The sequence below is a fragment of the Streptomyces sp. NPDC051567 genome (assembly GCF_044454165.1).
Classification (GTDB): Bacteria; Actinomycetota; Actinomycetes; order Streptomycetales; family Streptomycetaceae; genus Streptomyces.
The window spans coordinates 62266-86824 of the sequence record NZ_JBITDK010000012.1; the positions used below are offsets into that span (position 1 = coordinate 62266).

Annotated in this window: 18 protein-coding genes and 1 pseudogene; 7 read left to right on the plus strand and 12 right to left on the minus strand. The window is 72.8% G+C overall.

All coding sequences use genetic code 11. The annotated features are described in order from the left end of the window. Nucleotides 1-218: 218 nt before the first annotated feature. Together ACIA5F_RS15915 and ACIA5F_RS15920 are read right to left on the minus strand one after the other, a co-directional pair. Complete coding sequence (locus ACIA5F_RS15915) at nt 219-2750, minus strand: Tex family protein (protein ID WP_399353176.1); 2532 nt, start codon at nt 2748-2750, stop codon at nt 219-221. 81 nt (nt 2751-2831) lie between these two features. Then, entirely contained in the window at nt 2832-3695 is an 864-nt protein-coding gene (locus tag ACIA5F_RS15920; RefSeq protein WP_399353178.1) for a hypothetical protein, read from the minus strand. A gap of 445 nt (nt 3696-4140) precedes the next feature. On the opposite strand from ACIA5F_RS15920, the gene ACIA5F_RS15925 reads away from it, so the two are divergent. Further along, on the plus strand, nt 4141-5748 hold the full coding sequence (locus tag ACIA5F_RS15925; RefSeq protein ID WP_399353180.1) for a M1 family metallopeptidase: 1608 nt from the start codon (nt 4141-4143) through the stop codon (nt 5746-5748). A gap of 109 nt (nt 5749-5857) precedes the next feature. Here the strand turns inward: ACIA5F_RS15925 and ACIA5F_RS15930 are convergent, their stop codons facing one another. Together ACIA5F_RS15930 and aspT are read right to left on the minus strand one after the other, a co-directional pair. Next, on the minus strand, nt 5858-7510 hold the full coding sequence (locus ACIA5F_RS15930; RefSeq protein WP_399353182.1) for a bifunctional aspartate transaminase/aspartate 4-decarboxylase: 1653 nt from the start codon (nt 7508-7510) through the stop codon (nt 5858-5860). Between the two features lie 56 nt (nt 7511-7566). Then, nucleotides 7567-9246, minus strand: coding sequence for an aspartate-alanine antiporter (gene aspT / locus ACIA5F_RS15935; RefSeq protein ID WP_399353184.1), 1680 nt, complete (start codon nt 9244-9246; stop codon nt 7567-7569). A 188-nt stretch (nt 9247-9434) separates the two neighbouring features. Between aspT and ACIA5F_RS15940 the strand changes: the two are divergent. Further along, nucleotides 9435-9852 (plus strand): annotated as a pseudogene (locus tag ACIA5F_RS15940) (MerR family transcriptional regulator); the annotation flags it as partial. Here the strand turns inward: ACIA5F_RS15940 and ACIA5F_RS15945 are convergent. The 4 genes from ACIA5F_RS15945 to ACIA5F_RS15960 form a co-directional block, all read right to left on the minus strand. After that, nucleotides 9846-12014, minus strand: a complete 2169-nt coding sequence (locus ACIA5F_RS15945) for a 3-hydroxyacyl-CoA dehydrogenase NAD-binding domain-containing protein (protein WP_399353186.1) — start codon at nt 12012-12014, stop codon at nt 9846-9848. The pseudogene ACIA5F_RS15940 and the gene ACIA5F_RS15945 sit on opposite strands and share 7 nt — an antisense overlap. Nucleotides 12015-12096: 82 nt before the next feature. After that, nucleotides 12097-13311, minus strand: coding sequence for an acetyl-CoA C-acetyltransferase (locus tag ACIA5F_RS15950; protein ID WP_399353188.1), 1215 nt, complete (start codon nt 13309-13311; stop codon nt 12097-12099). Further along, on the minus strand, nt 13308-14579 hold the full coding sequence (locus tag ACIA5F_RS15955) for a CaiB/BaiF CoA transferase family protein (RefSeq protein WP_399353394.1): 1272 nt from the start codon (nt 14577-14579) through the stop codon (nt 13308-13310). Before ACIA5F_RS15955 ends, ACIA5F_RS15950 begins: the two co-directional genes overlap by 4 nt. Before the next feature lie 155 nt (nt 14580-14734). Continuing rightward, nucleotides 14735-15127: an MmcQ/YjbR family DNA-binding protein gene (locus tag ACIA5F_RS15960; protein ID WP_399353190.1), complete on the minus strand. Its 393-nt coding sequence runs from the start codon at nt 15125-15127 to the stop codon at nt 14735-14737. A gap of 96 nt (nt 15128-15223) precedes the next feature. On the opposite strand from ACIA5F_RS15960, the gene ACIA5F_RS15965 reads away from it, so the two are divergent. Next, nucleotides 15224-16423: a saccharopine dehydrogenase family protein gene (locus tag ACIA5F_RS15965; protein WP_399353192.1), complete on the plus strand. Its 1200-nt coding sequence runs from the start codon at nt 15224-15226 to the stop codon at nt 16421-16423. Nucleotides 16424-16509: 86 nt separating this feature from the next. On the opposite strand, the gene ACIA5F_RS15970 is transcribed toward ACIA5F_RS15965, so the two are convergent. Then, on the minus strand, nt 16510-17187 hold the full coding sequence (locus ACIA5F_RS15970; RefSeq protein ID WP_399353194.1) for an endonuclease V: 678 nt from the start codon (nt 17185-17187) through the stop codon (nt 16510-16512). A 24-nt stretch (nt 17188-17211) separates the two neighbouring features. On the opposite strand from ACIA5F_RS15970, the gene ACIA5F_RS15975 reads away from it, so the two are divergent. Beyond that, a complete protein-coding gene (locus tag ACIA5F_RS15975) occupies nt 17212-17511 on the plus strand; it encodes a YciI family protein (protein WP_399353196.1) in 300 nt (99 codons plus the stop codon). 72 nt (nt 17512-17583) lie between these two features. On the opposite strand, the gene ACIA5F_RS15980 is transcribed toward ACIA5F_RS15975, so the two are convergent. Continuing rightward, nucleotides 17584-18687 carry a WD40/YVTN/BNR-like repeat-containing protein gene (locus ACIA5F_RS15980; protein ID WP_399353198.1) on the minus strand — a complete coding sequence of 368 codons (1104 nt, stop codon included), beginning with the start codon at nt 18685-18687 and terminating at the stop codon, nt 17584-17586. A gap of 120 nt (nt 18688-18807) precedes the next feature. Here ACIA5F_RS15980 and ACIA5F_RS15985 point away from each other — a divergent pair, with 120 nt between their 5' ends. From ACIA5F_RS15985 to ACIA5F_RS15995, 3 genes are all read left to right on the plus strand, one after another. Further along, nucleotides 18808-19278: a (4Fe-4S)-binding protein gene (locus tag ACIA5F_RS15985; protein WP_399353201.1), complete on the plus strand. Its 471-nt coding sequence runs from the start codon at nt 18808-18810 to the stop codon at nt 19276-19278. 326 nt (nt 19279-19604) lie between these two features. Next, entirely contained in the window at nt 19605-21245 is a 1641-nt protein-coding gene (locus tag ACIA5F_RS15990) for an ABC-F family ATP-binding cassette domain-containing protein (RefSeq protein WP_399353203.1), read from the plus strand. Between the two features lie 419 nt (nt 21246-21664). Further along, nucleotides 21665-22636, plus strand: a complete 972-nt coding sequence (locus tag ACIA5F_RS15995) for an acyl-ACP desaturase (protein ID WP_399353205.1) — start codon at nt 21665-21667, stop codon at nt 22634-22636. A 413-nt stretch (nt 22637-23049) separates the two neighbouring features. On the opposite strand, the gene ACIA5F_RS16000 is transcribed toward ACIA5F_RS15995, so the two are convergent. Beyond that, nucleotides 23050-23328 (minus strand): WhiB family transcriptional regulator, encoded by a 279-nt coding sequence (locus ACIA5F_RS16000; protein WP_399353207.1) that lies wholly within the window; start codon nt 23326-23328, stop codon nt 23050-23052. Nucleotides 23329-23519: 191 nt separating this feature from the next. Further along, nucleotides 23520-24542, minus strand: coding sequence for a non-homologous end-joining DNA ligase (gene ligD / locus ACIA5F_RS16005; protein WP_399353209.1), 1023 nt, complete (start codon nt 24540-24542; stop codon nt 23520-23522). Nucleotides 24543-24559: the final 17 nt, after the last annotated feature.

Here is a 24559-nt window from a genome sequence, read left to right on the forward strand (position 1 = left end):
TGTGCCTTCAAGGCGGCCTCGGGAAAGTGGGGGGAATCCGGTCCTGAGAGGGAGAAACGGAAGCCCGACCGCCGGTTGGCGAACGGGCGTTCCACCATGCCTACAGATTTCCTACGGGAGTTGGCAAGGGATGCCCCGGCCCGGGGAATCAATTCGGCCATCCGGTTTCGGGTGCCGCGCGCACCGTGGTACGCGCGGCGACGGACCGGGAGGGAGCGTCAGCGCTTGCGCCGCTCCTCGGGTCCGGTGAGGCCCGCGCGGCGCAGGGCGTCGGCCATCGCGCTGTTGCCCGGGGCCCCGGCGCCACCGCCCTGCCGCTGACCTCCCTGACCCTGACCTTGTCCTTGTCCTTGCCGCTGGCCCTGGCCCTGGCCGCCCTGGCGCCTGCCCTGGCCGTCCTGCCGCCGGTCGGCCTGGCCCTGACCCTGGCTCCGGCCTTGTCGCTGCCCCTGCCCCTCGTTGCGGCCCTGGCCGTCCTCGCGACCGCCGGCCGTACCGCGCTGGCGGGGCGGACGGCCGCCGCCACCGCGCCGGCCGGGGGTGCCCGGACCGTCGGCCCCGGCCTCCGCCTCGTCCTCCAGCCGCAGGGTCAGGGAGATCCGCTTGCGCGGGATGTCCACGTCCATGACCTTCACGCGCACGATGTCACCCGGCTTGACCACGTCCCGGGGGTCCTTGACGAAGTTCTTCGACAGCGCCGAGACATGGGCCAGCCCGTCCTGGTGGACGCCGATGTCGATGAAGGCGCCGAAGGCGGCCACATTGGTGACCACCCCTTCCAGGACCATCCCGGGGGCCAGGTCGCCGATCTTCTCCACGCCCTCCTTGAAGGTGGCCGTCCGGAAGGCGGGGCGCGGGTCGCGGCCCGGCTTCTCCAGCTCGCGCAGGATGTCGGTGACCGTGGGCAGGCCGAAGACCTCGGTGACGAACTGCTCCGGCCGCAGGGAACGCAGTACGGCGGTGTTCCCGACCAGGGACGCCACCTCCCCGCCCGCCGTGCGGCCCATCGCCCGGACCACCGGATACGTCTCGGGGTGCACGGCGGAGGCGTCCAGCGGGTCGTCCCCGCCGCGGATGCGCAGGAAGCCCGCGCACTGCTCGTACGCCTTCGGGCCCAGCCGGGCCACGTCCTTGAGGCCCTTGCGGCTGCGGAAGGGGCCGTGGGCGTCGCGGTGGGCCACGATGTTCCCGGCGAGCGTGCCGCTGATGCCCGACACGCGCGAGAGCAGCGGTGTGGAGGCGGTGTTGACGTCGACACCGACGCCGTTCACACAGTCCTCGACGACCGCGTCGAGCGAGCGGGAGAGCTTCACCTCGGACAGGTCGTGCTGGTACTGGCCGACGCCGATCGACTTGGGGTCGATCTTGACCAGCTCGGCCAGCGGGTCCTGGAGGCGGCGGGCGATGGAGACGGCGCCGCGCAGCGACACGTCCATGTCCGGGAGTTCCTGCGAGGCGAAGGCCGAGGCCGAGTAGACCGAGGCGCCCGCCTCCGAGACCATCACCTTGGTGAGCTTCAGCTCGGGGTGGCGGGTGATGAGCTCCCCGGCCAGCCGGTCGGTCTCGCGGGAGGCCGTGCCGTTGCCGATGGCGACCAGCTCGACGTCGTGCTCCTTCGCCAGCCGGGCGAGCTTGGCGAGGGACTCGTCCCACCGGTTGGCGGGCACGTGCGGGTGGATCACCTCCGTGGCCACGACCTTGCCGGTCGCGTCGACGACGGCGACCTTCACCCCGGTGCGGAAGCCCGGGTCCAGGCCGAGGGTGGCCCGGGTCCCGGCGGGCGCGGCGAGCAGCAGGTCGCGCAGGTTCGACGCGAAGACGCGCACCGCCTCGTCCTCGGCGGCCTGGCGCAGCCGGGTCCGCAGGTCGAGACCGAGGTGCACCAGGATCTTCGTGCGCCAGGCCCAGCGGACCGTGTCGGTGAGCCACTTGTCGCCGGGGCGGCCGTGTTCCGAGGGGACCGCGATGCCGAAGCGGCGGGCGACCATGGACTCGTAGGCCGAGGGCCCGGGGAGGTCGGAAGGCTCCTCCGGTTCCAGCGTGAGGTCGAGGACCTCCTCCTTCTCCCCGCGCAGCAGGGCGAGGACGCGGTGCGAGGGCAGCGCGGTGAAGGGCTCGGCGAAGTCGAAGTAGTCGGCGAACTTGGCGCCCGCCTCCTCCTGGCCCGCGCGGACCCTGGCGGCGAGCCGGCCCGCGCCCCACATGCGTTCGCGCAGTGCGCCGATCAGGTCGGCGTCCTCCGCGAACCGCTCGGTGAGGATGGCGCGGGCGCCCTCCAGGGCGGCGGCCGGGTCGGCCACGCCCCGGGCGGCGTCCACGAACGCGGTCGCCACGGCGGCCGGTTCGGCCTGGGGGCCGGTGAGCAGGGCATCGGCGAGGGGCTCCAGACCGGCCTCGCGGGCGATCTGGGCCTTGGTGCGCCGCTTGGGCTTGAAGGGCAGGTAGATGTCCTCCAGCCGGGCCTTGGTGTCGGCCGCGTCGATGCGCGCCCGGAGGGCGGCGTCGAGCTTGCCCTGCTCGCGCACGGAGTCGAGGATCGCCGCGCGCCGGGCCTCCAGCTCGCGCAGGTACCGCAGCCGCTCCTCCAGGGTGCGCAGCTGGGCGTCGTCGAGCATCTCGGTCGCTTCCTTGCGGTAGCGCGCGATGAACGGCACGGTGGAGCCGCCGTCGAGCAGCTCGACGGCGGCCCTGACCTGCCGCTCCCGTACGCCGAGCTCCTCGGCGATCCTGCCTTCGATGGACGTCGTCACGATCGGGTTCCGCCTGCCTTCGTCTGCACTGGAAGGCTGCCAATTGTGGCAGGTGACGGTGGCGGACGCGGGGAGCCCTGCTCAGCCCCGGCCGATGAGGTCGGCGGGGAAGGCCCCGGCCTGGGCCGCCTTCGCGACGAAACCGCCGACGATCTCGGTGAGCCGGGCCACGCCGTCGGCGCCGAGGTGGCGGTAGGGGGCGGAGTCGAGCCGGTCGGTGTCGCTCTCCACCTGTTCGCGCAGGTCCTTGCCCTCCTCGGTGAGGTCGCCGGCCGCGTCGAGCAGGCCGCGCTCGCGCAGGCGGCCGACCGCGGCGTCCAGGTCCTCCTGCTCCCAGCCCCGGGTGGTCCTGACCCACTTCGGGGTGAGGCCCTGGCCGCTGGCGGTGTGGGCGGCCATGGCCTCCAGCGGGTCCAGCCCGGCGAGGAGCAGGGCGGCCACGTGGCCGTCGCCGCGGTGTTCGCGCAGCAGGGTGGTGGCGTGCCACAGGCGCAGGTGCGGTTCCCCGGGGACGGGGAGGTCGGCGTGGGCGGAGCAGAGCGTGCGGGCGGCCCGGGTGCAGCCCTCGGTGGCGCGCAGGGCGAGCTCGGCGGCCTCGGCCAGCTCGGGCGAGTCGACGGTCTCGGGGCCGAGCAGCCGGCGCAGCGTGCTGTCGGCGGCCCGCAGCCGGGCGGCGAGGACCTCCTCGGGCGTGGCGGTCTCCCAGACGGCGGGCAGGTGCCGGGCGACGAGGTCGTGGCGGTAGCCGAGGAAGGCGGCGGACACCACGCCCGCGCCGACGGTTCCCATCGCGGCGGCGCGGGTGACGAGGGTGACCACCAGCGGGTCGGTGATCCCGAGGGCGGCGAACTCCTTGGCGAGGTCCGGCGAGAAGTAGACGCTGGAGTGGAACGGGTTGATCGCGCTCTGGGAACAGCGACGGACGGTGTGCAGATCGAAGGTCATGGCCTGAAGATTACCGACGGTCACGTAGGCGCGGAAGGCCGGAACGCGCCTCACCGGTCGCCCCGTTCCGGGCGCCACCGGCCCGTTCCTGGTCCGGAAAAGGGCCCGTCCGGCACTCCGCACAGCCGCCGGAAGTGTGGTTTCCGGCCATTCTCCGGCGGCTTCCGGCACCGGCCTTCCCGTGCCCGCAGCCGGTCCGCCGCGCCGGTTCCCCGGCCCGCGCGACACCTTCCGGGGCCCTGTGCCTGGCGCGTTCGCGCCGTTCCCCGGGCCACCCGCCCGCCTCCGGTCCGGGCCCGCCCGGGGCTCCGGCCGGACCGCGCGCCACCGGCCTGTGTCGGCCGAATGGCGATCATGTGACAGCAGGGACCATGGACATGACGAGGGGCTCCGGGCATGAATACGCTCGAACGGAACCTCCTCTCCTCACCACTTGGAGCCCTTCGTGCACCGTAAAGTCATCGCCCCGAGCGTCCTCGCCGCCTCCCTCCTGCTGGTGATCCCTGCGTCGGCGGCGAGCGCCGGTCCGGGCGCGCCGGGTATCGGCGATCCCTACTACCCGGCCAGCGGGAACGGCGGCTACGACGTCTCCCACTACGACCTGAGACTCAAGTACCAGCCGAAGACGGACCTCCTCGAAGGCACCGCGACGCTCCTGGCCACCGCCAAGCAGGACCTGTCCCGCTTCAACCTCGACTTCGGTCTCCAGGTCAGCGAGGTCCGCGTCAACGGCGCCAAGGCCACGTTCGCCACCTCCGGCACCCAGGAGCTGGAGGTGACCCCGGCCAAGCCGCTGGCGCGCAACACCCCGCTGACGGTCGTCGTCAAGTACGCGGGCAAGCCCTCGGAGCTCAAGGTCGACGGCTGGACGGCCTGGCACCGCACCCCGGACGGCGGGGTCGCGGCGCAGGAGCCCGACTCGGCGATCTGGTGGTTCCCGAGCAACGACCACCCGCTCGACAAGGCCACCTTCGACGTCTCCGTCAACGTCCCCGACGGCACCCAGGCCATCAGCAACGGCGTGCTCCAGTCGCAGAGTTCCCGGCTCGGCTGGACCCGGTACAACTGGCGCTCCAACAAGCCGCAGGCCACCTACCTGGCCACCCTCGCCGTCGGCAAGTTCGACATCACCACCGACAGGACGGCGAGCGGGCTGCCGATCCTCAACGCCTACAGCAAGGACCTCGGCGACTACGCGGGCGCGGCGCGCGCGAGCGTGGAGCGGACCGGTGAGGTCGCGGAGTGGCTGGAGGGCGTCTTCGGCCCGTACCCCTTCAACGCGCTGGGCGGGTACGTGCCCAACGTGAACGCCGGTTTCGCGCTGGAGACGCAGACCCGGCCGTTCTACGGCCCGCGCCAGTTCCAGAACGGCGCCAACGTCTCGGTCGTCGTGCACGAGCTGGCCCACCAGTGGTACGGGGACAGCGTCTCCGTCGAGGGCTGGAAGGACATCTGGATCAACGAGGGGTTCGCCCGCTACAGCCAGTGGCTGTGGTCGGAGAAGGAGGGCGAGGGCACCGCGCAGGAGCTGGCGGACTGGGCCTTCTCCACCCGCCCGGCCTCGGACCCGTTCTGGCAGGTCAAGCCGGGTGACCCGGGTCCGGAGAACCAGTTCCACGGGGCCGTCTACGACCGTGGCGCGATCGCCGTGCAGGCCCTGCGCAACCACATCGGCGACGAGAAGTTCTTCCAGATCCTCAAGGGCTGGCCGACCGAGCACGCCCACGGCAACGCGAAGGTGAGCGACTTCGTCCGCTACGCCGAGCGGGTCTCCGGCAAGCCGCTCACGGCCCTCTTCGACACCTGGCTCTACACGCCGGGCAAGCCCGACGCCTCGGCCCTGAACCCGGCCGTCGCGAAGGCGGCGGGCCGGTCCCTCTCCGCCCCGGCGCAGCAGGCCGAGCCGAAGTCCTGGAAGAAGATCGCGGAGACGAACTCCGTCCACGACCGCTCGGCCGGCACGAACGGGAACGGGAACAAGGGCGAGCAGCCGCAGGGCAAGGACGAGCGGTCGAAGGACCAGCGCCAGGACGACCACGGGCACGCGCACTGATCCACGGCCCGTACTGGTCCACGGCCCGCGCCGACCCGCGCGCCGCCGTCCCGTCCGCGCGGCGCGGCGGCGCGGCGGCGCGCGGACGGGACGGGACGGGACGGCGGGATCATCCGGTGGAGCGCTGCCACTCGCTCGCGTAGTCGTTGAAGATCCGCCGGACGTGGTGGCCGATCTTCAGGTAGTCCAGGTCGTCGAGGTTGGCCAGGGAGACCCGGACCGACCACTCGGGGCCGTCGAAGCCGCCGCCGTTGAGGAGCACCACCGAGGTCTGCTCGGCGAGGCGGAAGAGCGGGTCGACGGGTTCGTAGGTGTTGGCCAGGAAGGCCGCGAACTCCTTGCCGTGGACGCGCTCGGCCTCGGCCATCAGGTCGAGTTCGATGTAGTAGCCGGCCCGCTTGTCGTCCTGGGAGACCTTCATCTGGGCGCCCTCCAGGAGGAGAGCGAGGCGCCGGTGGACGATCTCCCGGATGCGCTCCTTGTACGCCTGGCCCTCCTCCAGCATGTCGAAGAGCGAGAAGAGCGTCATCATCACCTGCTGCGGCAGTGACAGGCCCGCGGTGTGGTTGAGGGCGACCAGCCGGGAGTCGGCGACCAGCCGGTCGATGAAGCGGATCTCGCCGGGTTCGAGGGTGAGCGTGCCGTAGCGCCTGGCGAGGCGGTCCTTCTCCGGCTGCGGGAGGTTCGCGATCATCTCGTCGACGACGTTGTCGTCGTGCAGCCCGATGACCCCGAGCCGCCAGCCGGTGCACCCGTAGTGCTTGGAGTACGAGTACACCAGCAGCGTGTTGCGCGGGAGGTCGGCGGCGAGGGAACGGAAGCCCGGGACGAAGGTGCCGTAGACGTCGTCGGTGACGATCAGCAGGCCGGGGTTGCTGGTGGCGACGATCTCCTTGATCTGGCGCGCGACCCGGTCGCTGAGCGCGAGCGACGGCGGGTTGCTCGGGTTGACGACGCAGACGAGCTTGACGGCCGGGTCGGCGAGCTTGGCGACCTCCTCCTGCGGATAGCGCCACTGGCGCACGCCGGTCTCCGCGAAGAGGCTCGCCGAGACGTTGACCACGTCGAACTCGAAGTCGTCGAGTTCCGGGATCTCGATGTACGGGGTGAAGACCGGGGTCATCAGGGCGATCTTGTCGCCCTTGTGGAGGATGCCGTTCTTCATCAGCGAGTCGAAGACGTAGCACATGGCGGCGGTGCCGCCCTCGGTGGCGAACAGGCTCAGTTCGTTGCCCTCGGGGGGCCGCTTGTCGAACATCTCGTCGCCGATGTAGCCGCGCACGATCTGCTCGGCGTGTGCCAGCATCCGGTCCGGCACCGGGTAGTTGTCGCCGGTCACCGCGTCGGTCAGCTCGTGGACGAAGGCGTCCTTGTCGAAGGCCCAGCGGTCCAGGGCGTACTGGACGCACGCGGAGAGCAGTTCGACGCCGGGCAGCTCCGGATGACGGCGGACCCAGGAGTCGAAGCGCTCCCCGACCCCCTTCTTCTCCGGCATGCCGCCGAGGTTGTCGGCGGTCCACACCCGCCGGGACTCGTCCAGGGCGAAGTAGCCGAGGGCGTAGAAGGCCTCCCGGGGGCCGGTGGCGATCCAGTTGGGGTTGCCGCGGCCCGCGTTGAGCATCGCACGGGCGGTGGTCCCCTTCTGGCCCGGCTCGTTCTCCTGGGCCGCCTGCGCGATCCGGATGAACTTGTCCTTCAGCTCGAAGGGGCTGAGCCGGGCGAAGGACTGGATCTCCTCGCGGCTGAAGCGGGTCTCGGGCACGGCGGGTCCTTTGCGTCGGAGGGTCGGCGGTGCCGACGGTGCCGGTGGGGAGCCCGTCAGGCGCCGAGGACGCCGACGAGGATCGGGCCGGTGAGCGGCAGCAGGAAGTTGGACAGGGTGTAGGTGACCGTGTAGCCGAGCATCGGGACGGAGCTCTGGGCGACCTGGGTGATCGAGGTGATGGCGGGCGTGGAGCACTGCTGTCCGGCGATGGCGCCGATCAGCAGCGGCTTCTCGATGTGCAGCAGCTTGCGGCCGACGACCAGCGAGATCGTGGCCGGTACGAGGACCATCGCGATCCCGGCGAACGGCAGCAGGGCCCCGTACTCCTTGAGCAGCGGCCAGGCCTGCGGTCCGGAGGTCAGGCCGGTGCAGGCGATGAACACCGCGAGCCCCATGTCCTTGATGGTGGTCGCGGCCTGCGGGGGGAAGGCGCCGAAGGTCTGCTTGAACGAGCGGAACCAGCCGAAGAGCAGTCCGGAGATCAGGCAGCCGCCACCGGTGCCCAGGGAGAGGGGGATGTCACCGAGGCGGAAGACGACCTGGCCGAGGAGCGAGCCGGCGGCGATGCCCAGGCCCAGGTAGACGAAGTCGGTGGAGTCGTTGCGCACCACCGCGCCGATCTTGCCGACCAGCCGGGTCAGCCCGGAGCGGGCGCCGACCAGGGTGACGACGTCGCCGCGGTGGACGACGGTGTCGGGGGTGGCGGGCAGGTGCTGGTCGTTGCGGAGCACCTCGGTGACGTAGACGCCGTCGCGGGTGAACTCCGGGTGCTCGCGCTGGATCTGGTCCAGGGTCTTGCCGGAGACGGCCTTGTCGGTGACCGCGACCTGGCTGGTGGCCAGGGGGGTGTCCAGGCCGGGGATGCCGGGGGTCTCGGGGCCGATGGAGCGGCCCGCCGCGATGGTGTTGGCGCGCCGGCCGACGAGCAGGACGAGGTCGGAGAGGGTGAGTTCGAGTCCGGGCTCGGGGGTGAGGGTCTTCGAGCCCCGTTTGACGGCCTCCACGGTGACCCGGCCGCCGAACCTCGACTCCAGTTCCCCCAGGCTCAGGCCGTCGGCGAGGGTGACCATGTACGTACGGCCCACCAGGCCGGGCATGGCCTCGCGCTCGTCGCTCTCCAGGCCGCTCTGACCGCCGCGCATCCGCTCCCACAGCTCGCGCGAGGCGTCCCGCAGGTTGATGCGCATCATCATCGGCATGATCTGGCTGGTGTAGATGACGATGGTGATGAGGCCGAAGAGGTAGCAGACCGTGTACGCGGTGGCCACGTGGCCCTGGTACTCCTGGATCTGGGCCGGGGTCAGGTTGCTCAGCTTGGCGATGGCCTCGGTGGCGGTGCCGACGACGGCGGACTCGGTGGCCGCGCCGGCCAGGATGCCCGAGGCGGTGCCCACGTCCAGGTCGAACGCCTTGGCCAGGCCGAAGGCGATGCCCAGGACGCAGACGAGTTCGATGAGGCAGAGGGCGAAGAAGCGCAGGCTCTTGCGGTTGAGGTTGGCGAAGAACTGGGGTCCCGCCAGGTAGCCGAGGGCGAAGATGAAGAGGGCGAAGAAGATCGTCTTCACATCGGGGTCGATCTCGATCTTCGCCCAGGCACCGAGCAGGAGCGACACGATCAGCGTGCCGCAGATCCCGCCGAGCGTGATGGGGCCGACGCGCAACTTGCCGACCAGGTAGCCGACGGCGAGGCAGAGGAAGAGCGCGAGTTCCGCGTGGTCGCGCAGGACACCCATCGGGCCTCACCCGGCCTTGCGGGGCACGAAGGATGCTCGGGGTGCAGGGGGCTCAGGATGCGGTACGGACAGCGGAATCAGCATGCCTTCACCCTGGCGCGGCGGGTGGGGCACCGCTCACCGGGCAGGGCCGTCCGGGTCACGCGGTCCCCTCCCGGGGCCCTGGTCACGGGCGGCGTCCGGTCGTTTTGCCCCACCGGTGCGGCGGCAGTACCGGGGGAGAAGAGGCGGAGCGGAGAGCGGGGCGCGGACGATGGCCGACCAGGCGGCCGGGCCGGTTCACCCTCGACGAGCCGGCGGCCCGGGCGGGCGTCACCGTCCGCACCGTACGGTTCTACGGCACCCGGGGGCTGCTGCCGCCGCCGGTGATCGGTCCCCGCCGGGTGGGCCACAAGATCCGGAAGAGACGGCCCAGCCCTGATCGAGGAGTTGCGGCACCAGGGCATGCCCCTGTCGGCCATCGAGCGGTACCCGGACACCCTCCCCCGCGACCTGAGCGCGCACGACCTGGCGATCCACCGGGCACCGGTCGCCGGCCGGGCCCCGGACGCGGCGCAGGAGGTGTCACGGGCCGAGCTGGAGAGGCGGACCGGGCGGGGTCAGTCGGTGAAGGTCTCGCCGCGCTCCGCCCTGGCCACGAGCGAGTCGGGCGGGGTGAAGCGCTCGCCGTACGCGGCGGCCAGCTCACGGGCGCGGGCGACGAAGCCCGGCAGGCCGCCTTCGTAACCGTTGACGTACTGGAGGGCGCCACCGGTCCAGGCCGGGAAGCCGATGCCCATGATGGAGCCGATGTTGGCGTCGGCGACGGAGGTGAGGACGCCTTCGTCGAGGCAGCGGACGGTGTCCAGCGCCTCGGAGAAGAGCATCCGCTCCTTCATGTCGGTGAACGGGATCTGTGCGCCGGGCTTGGTGAAGCGCTCGCGCAGCCCCGGCCAGAGCCCGGTGCGTCTGCCGTCCTCGTACGTGTAGAAGCCGGCGCCGCCGCTGCGGCCGGGGCGGCCGAACTCGTCCACCATCCGGTCGATGACCGTGTCGGCGGGGTGCCCGGGCAGCTCCCGGCCCTCGGCCTCGTACGCCTTGCGGGTCTCGTCGCGAATCCTGCGCGGGAGGGTGAGGGTCAGCTCGTCCATCAGGGAGAGCACCTTGGCCGGGTAGCCGGCCTGGGCGGCGGCCTGTTCGACGGAGGCGGGCTCGATGCCCTCGCCGACCATGGCCACGCCCTCGTTGATGAACCGGCCGATGACGCGCGAGGTGAAGAAGCCGCGCGAGTCGTTGACGACGATCGGGGTCTTGCCGATCCGGCGCACCAGGTCGAAGGCGCGGGCGACCGCCTCGTCGCCGGTCCGCCCGCCCCTGACGATCTCGACCAGCGGCATCTTGTCCACGGGGGAGAAGAAGTGCAGGCCGATGAAGTCGGCGGGCCGCTCCACCCCTTCGGCCAGCCCGGAGACCGGCAGGGTGGAGGTGTTGGAGCAGAGCAGGGCGTCGGGCGCGACGACGCCCTGGACCTCCTGGAACACCCGGTGCTTGAGCGCGGTGTCCTCGAAGACGGCCTCGATGACGACGTCGCAGCCCGCGAGGTCGGCCGTCTCGGCGGTCGGGGTGATCCGGGCCAGCAGCGCGGCGCGCCCGGCCTCGGTGGTGCGGCCCCGGGAGACGGCCTTGTCGAGCAGTTCCTCCGCGTACGCCTTGCCCCGGGCCGCCGCCTGCGGGGTGACGTCCTTGAGCACCACCTCGATTCCGGCGCGGGCGCAGGAGTGGGCGATGCCCGCGCCCATCATGCCCGCGCCGAGGACGGCGACCTTGGTGACCGTGCGCGGCGGGACGTGCTGCGGGCGGCTGCGGCCCGCGTTGACGGCCTGGAGGTCGAAGAAGAACGCCTGGATCATGTTCTTGGCGGTCTGTCCGGTGACCAGCTCGGTGAAGTAGCGGGCCTCGATGGTCAGCGCGGTCGCGAAGTCCACCTGCGCGCCTTCGACGGCGCACGCGAGGATGTTGCGCGGCGCCGGGTACGGGGCCCCGTTCAGCTGCTTCTTCAGGTTGGCGGGGAAGGCCGGGAGGTCGGCGGCCAGTCTCGGGGTGGCCGGCGTCCCGCCCGGGATCGTGTGGCCGGGGACGTCCCAGGGCTGCCGCGAGACGGGGTGCGCGTCGATGAAGGCGCGGGCCTTGGCCAGCATCTCCTCGGGTGTGGCGGCCAGTTCGTGGACCAGGCCGTGTTCCAGGGCGCGCCGGGGCGTGTACCGGGTGCCCTGGAGCAGCACCTTGAGCAGGGCGTCGGTGATGCCCAGCAGCCGGACGGTACGGGTGAGGCCGCCGGCGGCGGGGAGCAGGCCGAGGGTGACCTCGGGCAGGCCGATGCGGGAGGCGGGGTCGTCGAGGGCGACGCGGTGGTGGGAGGCGAGGGCGATCTCGTAACCGCCGCCGAGGGCGCTGCCGTTGACGGCGGCGACGACGGGTTTGCCGAGGGTCTCGATGCGGCGCAGCGACGCCTTGATCGCGGTGCCGGTCTCGAAGGCGAGCCGGGCGTCCTCGGGGCGGAGCCGGATCATCTCCTTGAGGTCGCCGCCCGCGAAGAAGGTCTTCTTGGCGGAGGTCCAGATGATGCCCCGGAGGGAGTCCTTCTCCGCCTCGGCGCGATCGGCGACGGCCGCGATGGACCGGGTGAAGGCCCGGTTCATCGTGTTGGCGGACTGGCCGGGGTCGTCCAGGACCAGGGTGACGACGCCGGTCCCGTCCTGTTCCCAGCGGATCGTGGTGGACTCGCTCATGTGCGCTACTTCCGTGTCGGAGGCGGGGTCGGGGAGGGCGGGGCGCGGAGAGGGCGGGGCGCGGGGTCGGAGGCGTTCGGGTTCAGAGGCGTTCGACGACGGTGGCGATGCCCATGCCGCCGCCGACGCAGAGGGTGGCGAGGCCGTAGCGCTTGTCCTGGCGTTCCAGTTCGTCCACGAGGGTGCCCAGGATCATCGCGCCGGTGGCGCCGAGCGGGTGGCCGAGCGCGATGGCGCCGCCGTTGACGTTGACCTTGTCCAGGCCGATGCCCATGTCCCGGACGAAGCGCAGGACGACGCCGGCGAACGCCTCGTTGATCTCGACCAGGTCGATGTCGTCCATGGTCAGCCCGGCCCGGGACAGGGCCTTGCGGGTGGCCGGGGCGGGGCCGGTGAGCATGATGGTGGGTTCGGAGCCGGAGACGGCGGCCGAGACGATGCGGGCGCGGGGCCGCAGGCCGCCGCGCTCGCCCGCCTCGCGGGAGCCGATGGCGACGAGCGAGGCGCCGTCGACGATGCCGGAGGAGTTGCCCGCGTGGTGGACGTGGTCGATCTTCTCGACCCAGTGGTACTTCTGGAGGGCGACGGCGTCGAACCCGCCGAGTTCGCCGATGTCCGCGAAGGACGGCTTGAGGCGGGCGAGGGAGTCGGCGGTGGTGCCGGGGCGCATGAACTCGTCGTGGTCCAGGACGACGAGGCCGTTGCGGTCGGTGACCGGGACCACGGACCGGGCGAAGCGGCCGTCCTTCCAGGCGGCGGCGGCGCGCTCCTGGGAGAGGGCCGCGTACTCGTCCACGTCGCGCCGGGAGAACCCCTCGATGGTGGCGATCAGGTCGGCCCCGATGCCCTGCGGGACGAAGCCGGTGTCCCAGTTGGTCATCGGGTCGGCGAACCAGGCGCCGCCGTCGGAGGCCATCGGGACGCGCGACATGGACTCCACCCCGCCCGCCAGGACCAGGTCCTCCCAGCCGGAGCGGACCTTGGCGGCGGCCATGTTGACGGCTTCCAGGCCGGAGGCGCAGAAGCGGTTCTCCTGTACGCCCGCCACGGTGTCCGGGAGTCCGGCGGCGATGGCCGCGATCCGGGCGATGTCGGAGCCCTGGTCGCCCACGGGGCCGACGACGCCGAGGACGATGTCGTCGACGGCCGCCGGGTCCAGGCCGGGGTTGCGCTCGCGCAGGGCGCGGATGAGGCCGACGACCAGGTCGATCGGTTTGGTGCCGTGCAGGGCGCCGTTGGCCTTGCCCCGGCCGCGCGGCGTGCGGATCGCGTCGTACACGTACGCTTCGGTGCTCATGGGTCGAGCCTTTCGTGGTGCGTGGGGGCCGGGGCTCCGGCCCGGGGACCGGGTCCGGTGGTCCCAGGTCCGGTGGTCCCAGGTTCGGTGACCCCGGGTGCGGTGGCCGCCCGGCCGGGGTCGAGGAGGCCGGGCAGGCCCCAGTCCCGGGCGACCTCCCCGGTGTGCGCGCCCGGCAGGGCGGGCGGACGGGTGACGGCGGCCGGGGTCGCGGAGAACCGGGGCGCGGGGGCGGGCTGGACGGTCCCGCCGAAGGTCGTGAAGGTGGAGCGGGCGGCGAGGTGCGGGTGGTGCGGGGCCTCGCCCAGCGAGAGCACGGGCGCGACACAGGCGTCGCTGCCCGCGAAGACCTCCGTCCACTCCTGTCGCGTACGGGACCGGAAGCGGGCGGCGACCAGGGCGCGCAGTTCGCCGTGGCGGGCGGGGTCGGTGCGGTCGGGGGCCCGGTCCGCGATGCCGAGGAGTCCCGTGAAGGTGTCGTAGAAGCGCTGTTCCAGCGCGCCGACCGCCATGTACCGGCCGTCGGCGGTCTCGTAGGTGCCGTAGAAGGGGCAGCCGCCGTCCAGGAGGTTGGCCCGGCGCCGGTCCTGCCAGGCCCCGGCGGACAACATCCCGTGGATCATGGTCGTGAGGTGGGCGGTGCCGTCGACGACGGCCGCGTCCACCACCTGGCCGCTGCCGGTGGCGCGGGCGTGCTGGAGCGCGGCGAGGACGCCGATGACCAGGTAGAGCGAGCCGCCCGCGTAGTCCCCGAGCAGGTTGGCGGGGACGGCCGGGGGCCGGTCCGGATCGCCGATCATGCCGAGGGCTCCGGTGACGGCGATGTACGCGATGTCGTGTCCGGCGGTCCGCGCGAGCGGGCCCTGCTGGCCCCAGCCGGTCATCCGGCCGTAGACGAGCCGGGGGTTGCGGGCGTGGCAGTGGCCGGGGCCGACGCCGAGCCGTTCGGCGACCCCGGGGCGGAACCCCTCGATGAACACATCGGCCCGTTCGGCCAGTTCCAGCACCCGGGCGGGGCCGTCGGCGGACTTGAGGTCGACCAGGACGGAACGCTTGTTGCGCTGGGTGAGGTCGTGGGCGGGGTCGATGCCGAGCGCGCCACCGCCGGGCCGGTCCACCCGTACGACGTCCGCCCCCAGGTCGGCGAGGAGCATGGCGGCGAAGGGGCCGGGGCCGATGCCCGCCAGCTCGACGACGCGCACCCCGGCGAGCGGTCCGGGCCCGGGCGCACCCGGCCCGGCGCCGTTCCCGTCGTCCGTCACTGCCATCGGGCCCCCGGTGTCCGTGGATTCCTGGATCTGGTGCACGGCCGTACGGGACGACCGCGCGAGACGGCCGTGCGACACGACCGAACCGTGTGACACCACTGGTGTCACACCGGTGATGCTAGGAACCGGGCCCCGGCCGGCACAAGAGCGGGCGCTCAGCCGGTGGCGCCCGTCCGGGCGTCCAGTTCCCTCACGTACCGCTTGAGCGCCACGGTCCGGTAGCTCTCCTCCACCCACTCGCACACCATCTCGACCGGGGGCGCGCCCCTCCCGCCCAGTGGCACGGAGACCCAGCCGGAGCGGCCCAGTCCGTACCCGGTGGGCTCGGCGCCGGGCGCGGCCATCGCGTGCCCGTGCAGCGTCTCGTCCATGAGCTTGACCGAGAGCCCCGGCCCTCCGGGCCCGTCGGGGTCCCCCAGGAAGACGAAGATCTTCTTGCCGACCTTCATCACACAGTCCTCGGGCCCCCACGGATGGTCCTCGAACGCCTCCGGCAGCCCGAGGGAGAACTCCCTCACCGCCTCCCACGCGCGTACTCCGGCCGCCATGAACGCCTCCGCTCGTCCGCGGTCCACGCCCGTTCGCGCGGACCGTCCCTCCCCACGCTAACCTCAGCCACCGACACCAGCGCCGGAAGGACGGCCATGCACGCACAGGTTCGCCAGGATCGTCCGCAACGGGCCTACGACGTCGTGCTCTTCGGCGCGACCGGGTTCGTGGGGGAGCTCACCGCCCGGTACCTCGCCGCGCACGCGCCCGCCGGCTGCCGGTGGGCGCTGGCCGGCCGGGACCGCGGGAAGCTGGAGCGGCTGCGCGAGCGCCTCGCCGCGACCGACCCGGCCCACGCGGAGCTGCCCCTGCTCCGGGCGGACGCCTCGGACGCGCGGGCGCTGCGCGAACTGGCCGCGTCCACCCGGGTGCTGGCCACGACCGTCGGCCCGTACACCTGGTACGGGGCGCGGCCCGTGGCGGCCTGCGCCGAGGCGGGCACGGACTACGTGGACCTCACCGGTGAGCCGGAGTTCGTGGACCGGACGTACGTCGAGCACGACGCGCGGGCCCGGGAGACGGGGGCGCGGCTCGTGCACGCCTGCGGCTTCGACACGGTCCCGGCCGATCTCGGGGCGTACTTCACGGTGCGGCGGCTGCCCGAGGGCGTGCCGCTGAGGGTCGACGGCTTCATGCGCTCCAACGCCTTCTTCTCGGGCGGGACCCTGGCCTCCGCCCTCACCGCGCTGGGGCGCGGGCCGCAGACACTGGCCGCCGCGCGCGCCCGTCGGCTGTACGAACCCCGGCTGCCGGGGCGGCGGGTGAGCGGTCCGGTGGGCGCGCCGAGGTTCAGCCGGGAGACCGGTGCCTGGGCCCTGCCGCTGCCCACCCTGGACCAGCGGACGGTGACCCGCTCGGCGGCGGCGCTGGAGCGGTACGGCCCGGACTTCCGCTACCGGCACTACGCCTCCGTCCGCCACCTCCCGGTCGCGGCGGCCGGGGCGGCGGCGGTCGGCGGGGCGGTGGCCCTGGCCCAGCTGCCCGCGGCCCGGCGGTGGCTGACGGCCCGCTGGGAGCCGGGCCGGGGTCCGGACGCGGAGCGGCGGGCGCGGAGCTGGTTCACGGTGCGGTTCGTGGGCGAGGGCGGCGGGCGGCGGGTGTTCACCGAGGTCTCGGGCGGCGACCCGGGCTACGACGAGACGGCGAAGATGCTGGCGGAGTCGGCGCTCTGCCTGGCCTACGACGCCCTGCCGCGGACCGCCGGACAGGTGACGGCGGCGGTGGCGATGGGCGACGCCCTCGTCACCCGCCTCCGGCGGGCCGGGATCGGTTTCCGGGTCGCACACTCCCGCTGACCGCTGACCGCTGACCTCGGCCCGGCGGCACTTCGAGGAACCGGAGAGGAGCCGGAGAGGAACCGGAAGCGCTTCGGGGACACGGCCTACCGTGCCTCGCGCAGTGCGCGGCGGCAGAGGGAGTCGGCGCGGCGGGTGGTCTCCGGAATCCGGAAGCGCGGGCTCAGGGCGAGCGCGTGCGCGCAGGCGTTGTCCAGCGAGACGCGGTGGCCCACCGAGACGTAGACGGGCTTGATCCCGTCCTGGGTGCGCAGTGCCCGTCCGACCACGGCTCCGTCGGCCGCGAGCAGCGGGGCCGTGTCGCCCCGCAGGGCGCCCGGTTCCTCGTGGCGGAAGGTGAACGGGTTCTTCGCCACGCCGATGGCGGGCAGGCCGGTGACCACGCCGAGGTGGCAGGCGAGGCCGAAGCGGCGCGGGTGGGCGAGGCCGTAGCCGTCGCAGACGACGAGGCCGGGCCGGGCGGTCAGGGCGCCGAGGGCCTCCAGCACGGTCGGCAGCTCGCGGAAGGCGAGCAGTCCGGGCACGTAGGGGAAGCTGACCCGGCCGACGGCGGTGGCCTCCTCGACGACGTCGAGGGTGGCGGCGTCGAGGACCACGGCCGCGGCGGCGACCAGGTCGCGCTCGTCGTCGTAGGCCACGTCCACACCCGCGACGAGCCCTCGGCCGGGCGGCGGGCCGGGTTCGGTGAGCACCACCCGAAGGCGCAGTCCGTCCTGGACCGCACGGGCCTCTGCTTCGTCCGCGGGGGTCTTCGTCCTCGTCATGAGGTGCGAGAGTAGCCTGACGGCATGTTCGTCATGGAGCTCACCTACACCGCGCCCGTCGAAGCCGTCGAGGAGGAGATGGACGCCCACATCGCCTGGCTGGACGGCTACTACGCGGCGGGCGTCTTCCTCGTGTCGGGCCGCAAGGTCCCGCGTGACGGCGGGGTGATCCTGGCGGCCGGGGTCTCCCGGGCGGAGGTCGAGAAGATCGCGGCCGAGGACCCGTTCACGGTGGCGGGCGTCTGCGCCTACCGCATCACGGAGTTCATCGCCACGAAGACCTCCTCGGACCTCTCCCCGGTCCGGGAGAACCCGGTGGTCTGACGGTCTCCCGCACCGGTTCCCGGCAGCGCCGCCGGGAACCACCGAAGTCCGGTCGGCGCCGCCGGGGACCGGTCAGCGCCGCTCCAGGCGGGCCACCCGGCCCTTCTCCCCCGCCGCCCAGCAGCCCCTGTCCGCCGCGCAGTCGACCGTGTCGAACGACCCCGCCTCCAGCGCCCGCCAGCTGCGGCCCCCGTCCGTCGTCACGTCCGTACCCGTCGGCCCCACCGCGAGGGCGGTGCCCCGGGTGTACGGGTACCAGGCCGCGCCCGAGCGGTAGGCGGGCGGCGGCGCGGTCGCCGGGCGCCAGGTGCGGCCCGCGTCGGAGGAGACGGCCCCGGCCTGCGGGGAGGGCTGCCCGGTGCGGTAGTCGCCACCGACCGCGAGGCCCGTCGCGGGGTCCCGGAAGGCGAGGGCGAAGACCCCCCGCGCCGGGTCCCCGGCCGGGACGGTGGAGTCCGCGGCCGTCCAGGTCAGGCCGCGGTCGGCGGAGTGCAGTATCCGCGCGACGGACCCGCCGCCCGTGGCCAGCCAGACGTCGCGCGGGCCGGAGCTCACCAGGCACTGGCCGCTCGCCGCGAAGCCCGCCTCGCCCGGCAGCGCCTCGGGCATCCCCGCGTTCGGCAGCACCCGCCAGCTCCGCCCGCCGTCGTCCGTGGCCAGGACGCGGAACCTGCCGTCCACCGGGTCGCTCATCGCCAGCCCGTGGCGGACGTCGAAGAAGGTGAGGCAGTCGTAGAAGGCGCGCGGGTCGGGGTTGCGGAAGGTCTCCGTCCAGGTGGCGCCGCCGTCCTCGGTGCGCAGCACCCTGGACGCCCCGCCCTCCCCGATGGACAGGGCCACCGCGCGCCGCGCGTCGAAAGCCTCGATGTCCCGCAGCTCCAGCCCCTCCGCGACCGCGCCCGGCGGCGAGACGTCCCGCCAGCTGCGGCCCCCGTCCACGGTGCGCAGGACCGTCCCCTTCGAACCGGCCACCCAGGCCGTGGAGCGGCTGACCGCCGCGAGGCCCCGGAAGCGGGAGTCCTCGCCGGTCTCCTTCAGCGCCCAGCCCGCACGGCCGGACCCGTCCCCCAGGCCCTGCGGCCCGTCGGCGGCCGGACCGGACGCCGCCTGCGCCGGACCGGCCACCACCCCCGCCACCAGAGCCACCACGCACACGCCCACTCCCAGAAGTCTCATGGCGCCGGAAGCTAACGCACCCCGGATTCCCCGTCCAGAGCGCGCCCACGACCACTCCCGCCGGCGCGGGCAGGGCCATGAGCGGATGAACCTTTCCGGCCACCGCACTAGGCTGAAACCATGCCCTCCAGGGAACCCGAGGTACCCGAAGCGCCCGAAGCGCCCGAAGCGGAAGCGTCCGGGACGGCGTCGCCCAGGTCCTACGACGGCCGGCGGGTCACCGTCACCTTCGAGAGCGGACGGTGCCTGCACGCCGCCGAGTGCGTGCGCGGGCTGCCGGAGGTGTTCGACACCGCCCGGCGCCCCTGGATACGCCCGGACGGCGCCGATCCGGAACGGGTCGCCGAAGTGGTCCGGCGCTGCCCGTCGGGCGCCCTGCGGTACCGGCTCGCCGAGGGCCCGGCCGAGCCTCCGGACCGGCCCACCACCGTCGTACGGTCGCCCTCCGGCCAGTTCGTCGTGCGCGGCGAGCTGAACGTGACGGCGCCGGACGGGACGGTCCGCGCGGAGACCCGGGTGATGCTCTGTGCCTGCGGGGCCAGCGCCGGTCAGCCCTACTGCGACCACTCCGGTCCCTGCGGCACGGGCTGAGGCCCTTCGCCGCGCCCCTGGCCTTCACCCGCACCCGCACCGGCATCGGCGCCCGCACCGGCGACGTGCGTGGGCGCCCGGCCGCCCGCCCGCCCGCCCGTCTAATTCGTTTGCGGGCCGCGCGCACCGTCCGTAGCGTCGTAGGCGCCCCATCGCCGCCGAAACGGAGCAGGACATTGCTCGTCTGAGGTCCGAGACACCGACCGAGGTCACCCTCGCCGGGCACCGGTAGCGACATCCGGTCCCCCGCGTCGTCGCCCGGCCTTGTGGCCGTCGGCTGTCTCCCCGCGTTGCACGCACCGTTCCACGCGACCTGGAGGCCTCGTATGAGTCATTCCCCTGCTTTCGTCAGCTGCTCCTCCCTCTCCTTCGGCTGGCCCGACGGCACCCCCGTCTTCGACGGGTTCCAGCTCTCGGTGGGCCCCGGCCGCACCGGCCTGATCGGGCTCAACGGCTCCGGCAAGTCCACCCTGCTGAAACTTCTCGCGGGCGAACTGACGCCCGGTGAGGGGAAGTTGTCCATCGCCGGGACGACCGGCCACCTCCCGCAGAACATCACCCTCGACACCGCCCTGCGCGTGGACGAGGCGCTCGGCGTCCGCGCCACCCGTACCGCTCTGCACGCCATCGAGGCGGGCGAGGCCACGGAGGCGAACTTCGCCGCCGTGGGCGACGACTGGGACGTGGAGGAACGGGCGCTGGCCACGCTCGACCAGCTCGGGCTGGCCCGGATCGGCCTGGACCGTACGGTCGGGGAACTGTCGGGCGGCGAGGCGGTACTGCTCAAGCTGGCCGCCCTGCTGCTCGCCCGCCCGGACGTGCTGCTGCTGGACGAGCCCACGAACAACCTGGACCTGCGGGCCCGGCGCCGTCTGTACGCGGCGGTCGAGTCCTGGTCCGGGGTGATGATCGTGGTCAGCCACGACCGGGAGCTGCTGGAGCGGGTCGACCAGATCGCCGACCTGCGCGAGGGCGAAGTCCGCTGGTACGGCGGGAACTTCACCGACTACGAGGAGATGCTCGCGGCCGAACAGGAGACGGCCGAACGGCTCGTCCGGGTCGCGGAGGCCGACGTCCAGCGCCAGAAGCGCGAACTGGCCGACGCCCAGGTCAAGCTGGCGCGGCGCAAGCGGTACGGCCAGAAGATGTCCGACAACAAGCGCGAGCCGAAGATCGTGATGAACGCCCGCAAGCGCGCGGCGCAGGAATCGGCCGGCAAGCACCGGATCATGCACACCGAGAAGCTGTCCCGGGCGAAGGAGCGGCTGGACCAGGCGGAGGGAGCCGTCCGCGACGACGACCGGATCCGCATCGAACTGCCCGCGACCCAGGTCCCAGCGGGGCGGCGCGTCCTGACCCTGAACAACCTGTGCCTGGCGCACGGGACCCGGGTCCGGGGCGAGTGGGAGCTGCGCGGCCCGGAACGGATCGCGCTGGTGGGCCGCAACGGCTCGGGCAAGACCACCTTGCTGCGCACGATCGCGGGAGCGCTGGACCCGGTCTCCGGGGAGGCGGTGACGCATGTGCCCGCACGGTTCCTGCCGCAGCGGCTGGACGTCCTGGACGAGAGCCGTTCGGTGGCCGAGAACGTGGCGCGGTTCGCCCCGCAGGCCACGGACAACCTGATCCGGGCGCGGCTCGCGCACTTCCTCTTCCGCGGCGCCCGGGCGGACCGCCCGGCGGGCACCCTGTCGGGCGGCGAACGGTTCCGGGCGGCGCTGGCGGCACTGCTGCTGGCGGAGCCCGCCCCGCAGCTGCTGATGCTGGACGAACCGACCAACAACCTGGACCTGGCGAGCGTGCGGCAGCTGACGGACGCGCTGGAGTCGTACGAGGGCGCGCTCGTGGTGGCGGGCCACGACGTGCCGTTCCTGGAGTCGATCGGGATCACCCGGTGGCTGCTGCTGGACGGCGAGCTGCGGCCGACGACGGCGCAGGAGGTCCGGGAGACCTTGTGGCACACGTGAGCGCGCGACGGAACGGCCCGCGACGGGACGGCCTCCGCCGCACCACCGTCTGACGGGGACCCGCGCGGGCCACCCGGCAGGCCCGCCCGCTCTGCGGCACCGGGCCCGGGGTCCGGGGTCCGGGGTCCGGGGTCCGGGCCGAACCCCCGGCCCTTCTCAGGCCTTCCTCCACCACCGCTCCACCACCGCTCCGGCACGGCTCGGGCGGGGTCAGGGCGTCAAGCGGGGACAGCGGACCACCTGTCGGCGTGACTTTCCCTGTTCGGAGGCTCTTCAAACCACTCCTCATCTGCGCAGATAGCTGGATGTAACTAGACATATAGCTGCCTGGGACTTGGCTGGCCTTGATGTCGGGCTTAACCTACGACTCCGTAGGCTACGGAACCGTAGGTATTCGCTTTGTCCCCCCAGGAGCACCCGTGACGATCACCTCTCCCCACCTCGGCAGCTCGGAGGCGTGGACCGACGCCAAGCTGCTGTACGCGCTGGAAGAGGTGGTCGAGAAGGAACTGAACCGCCACCTGAAGGTCACCAAGGACTGGATGCCCCACGAGTACGTCCCGTGGAGCGACGGCCGGAACTTCCCGGGCTTCTTCGAGGACGGCACCGCCTGGGAGCCGGAGCAGTCCAAGGTCACCGACATCGGCAAGATCGCGCTGGTCGTGAACCTGCTGACCGAGGACAACCTCCCCAGCTACCACCACGAGATCGCTTCGCTCTTCGGCCGCAACGGCGCCTGGGGCACCTGGGTGCACCGCTGGACCGCCGAGGAGGGCCGCCACGGCATCGTGATGCGCGACTACCTGCTGGCCTCGCGCGCCGTGGACCCGGACAAGCTGGAAGCGTTCCGGATGCAGCACATGTCGGAGGGGTTCGAGTCCGACAACCGCCACTCGATGCTGCACTCGGTGGCGTACGTCGCCTTCCAGGAACTCGCGACCCGCATCTCGCACCGCAACACGGGCCACCAGTCCGGCGACCCGGTCTGCGACCGGATGCTCGCCCGCATCGCGCAGGACGAGAACCTGCACATGGTCTTCTACCGCAACCTGCTGGGCGCGGCCTTCGAGCTCGCCCCCGACCTGACGATGCAGGCCGTGCGGGACGTCGTGGTCAACTTCCGGATGCCCGGACACGGCATGCCCGGCTTCGAGCGGATGGCCGCGCAAATGGCGATCGGCGGGGTCTACAACCTGCGGATTCACCACGACGACGTACTGAGCCCCGTGATCCGCTTCCTGAAGATCATGGACATCGACGGCCTGGGCCCGGACGGGCACAAGGCGCAGGAGGAACTCGGCCTGTTCATGAACGGCCTCGACTCCGAGGCCCGCAAGTTCGACGAGCGCCTGGCCGCCCGCGCGGCGCGCATCGCGGCCCGCAAGGGCTGACCGATTCCCGCTCGCCCACACAAGTGACGCCGATCGCCCTGGCGGAGCCGCGCTCTGCCAGGGTTTCGCGTCATGACCTCGCTCCGGGTGGACATCGACCGGCGGACCCGTTTGACCCGTGCCCCGGGCTCCTCGCCGGTCTCCTTGCGGCGAGGCCCGGCGCGCGCAGGACCACGTACGGGCCGACCGGCTGGGCACCGCGGAACCCGACCTCGCCGATGCCCGCCGCCCGGCCCGGACCCTGACCTCCCTGAGCACAGCCACAACCTCCTTCGCCACCACGACGTGGCACTCCGCGAGCGCCCTGCGAGACGCGGAGAACCCCTTGGAGGGGTGGGACGGAGGGGATGACGGGCCGACGTGCGGGCTGGTGCGGCGGGGCGGGGGCGGGGCGGGGCGGGGCGCAGACCTGATCAGAGGCGCGGGCGCAGCGCGAGGCGCTCGGACTCCGAGAGGCCGCCCCAGACTCCGAAGCGCTCGTCGTTGGCCAGGGCGTACTCCAGGCAGGCGGCCCGGCCCTCGCACGCCCCGCACAGCCGCTTCGCGTCGCGCAGGGACGAGCCGGGCTCCGGGAAGAAGAAGCCCGGTCCCGTCTGGGCGCACAGGGCGAGCTCGTACCAGGCGGTCGTAGTGCCCGTGGCCTTGGTCGTGGCAGCGGGGGCACCGTCAGTGGCAGTGGTGTTCATCGACATGCCGAGACATTGACCGCCGCCGATGGACGTCCGATCAACGCCTGATCAACCCCCCTGTCACAGCGCCGCAAGCATCCGGCACCCGGGCGGTGTCAACCGTTTCAAACCGTGTCAGCGGTGCCTGAGTACCGCCTGACCGCCTGACCGGTCAGGCGGTCAGGCGGTAGTTCCTTCCCGCCGGAGTGGTCCTGTCACTGCTCCTCGTGCCGGGCCCGGCTGGGCTGGACGCGCTTGGGCTCACCCGGCATCTTCGGGTAGTCCGGCGGGTACGGCAGGTCACCCAGGCCGTGGTCGTGTTCGTGGCGGTCCGCGAGTTCCAGGACGGCGTCCAGGGCGAAGGCGTGCTCGTCCATGTCCGCGTGCAGGTCGCCCAGTTCGGCGAAGCGCGCCGGCATCGTGACGATGTCGAAGTCACGTGGCTCCGCGGCGTCCACCTCGTCCCAGCGCAGCGGCGCCGACACCGGGGCGTGCGGGCGGGGACGGACGGAGTAGGCGGAGGCGATCGTGCGGTCACGGGCCGTCTGGTTGTAGTCGACGAAGATCCGCTCGCCGCGTTCCTCCTTCCACCAGGCCGTGGTGACCTTGCCCGGCATCCGGTGCTCCAGCTCCCGGCCGAGGGCGATCGCGCACCGCCGGACCTCGGTGAAGGTCCAGCGCGGGGCGATCGGCACGAAGACGTGGAGTCCGCGCCCGCCCGAGGTCTTGGGCCAGCCGCGCAGGCCCAGTTCCTCCAGCAGGGCGCGCAGTTCGTGGGCGGCCACCACCGCGTGGTGGTAGTCGGTGCCCGGCTGCGGGTCCAGGTCGATCCGGAGTTCGTCGGGCCGGTCGGTGTCGTCGCGCCGCACCGGCCAGGGATGGAAGGTGAGGCAGCCCAGGTTGGCGGCCCACAGGACCGCGGCCGGCTCGGTCGGGCAGATCTCATCGGCCGTGCGACCGCTCGGGAAGGCGATGTGGGCGGTCGGAATCCAGTCGGGCAGGTTCTTCGGTGCCCGTTTCTGGAAGAAGGACTCGCCTTCCACCCCGTCCGGGAACCGCTCCAGGGTCGTGGGGCGGTCGCGCAGGGCGCGCGTGATGCCGTCCGCGACGGCCAGGTAGTACTGGGCGACATCCCGCTTGGTGAGGCCGCGCTCCGGGAAGTAGACCTTGTCCGGGCTGGACAGCCGCACCGTCCGCCCGCCCGCCTCCAGCTCGATCGCATTCCCGGCAGCACCCATGTGCGCCACGGTAGGCG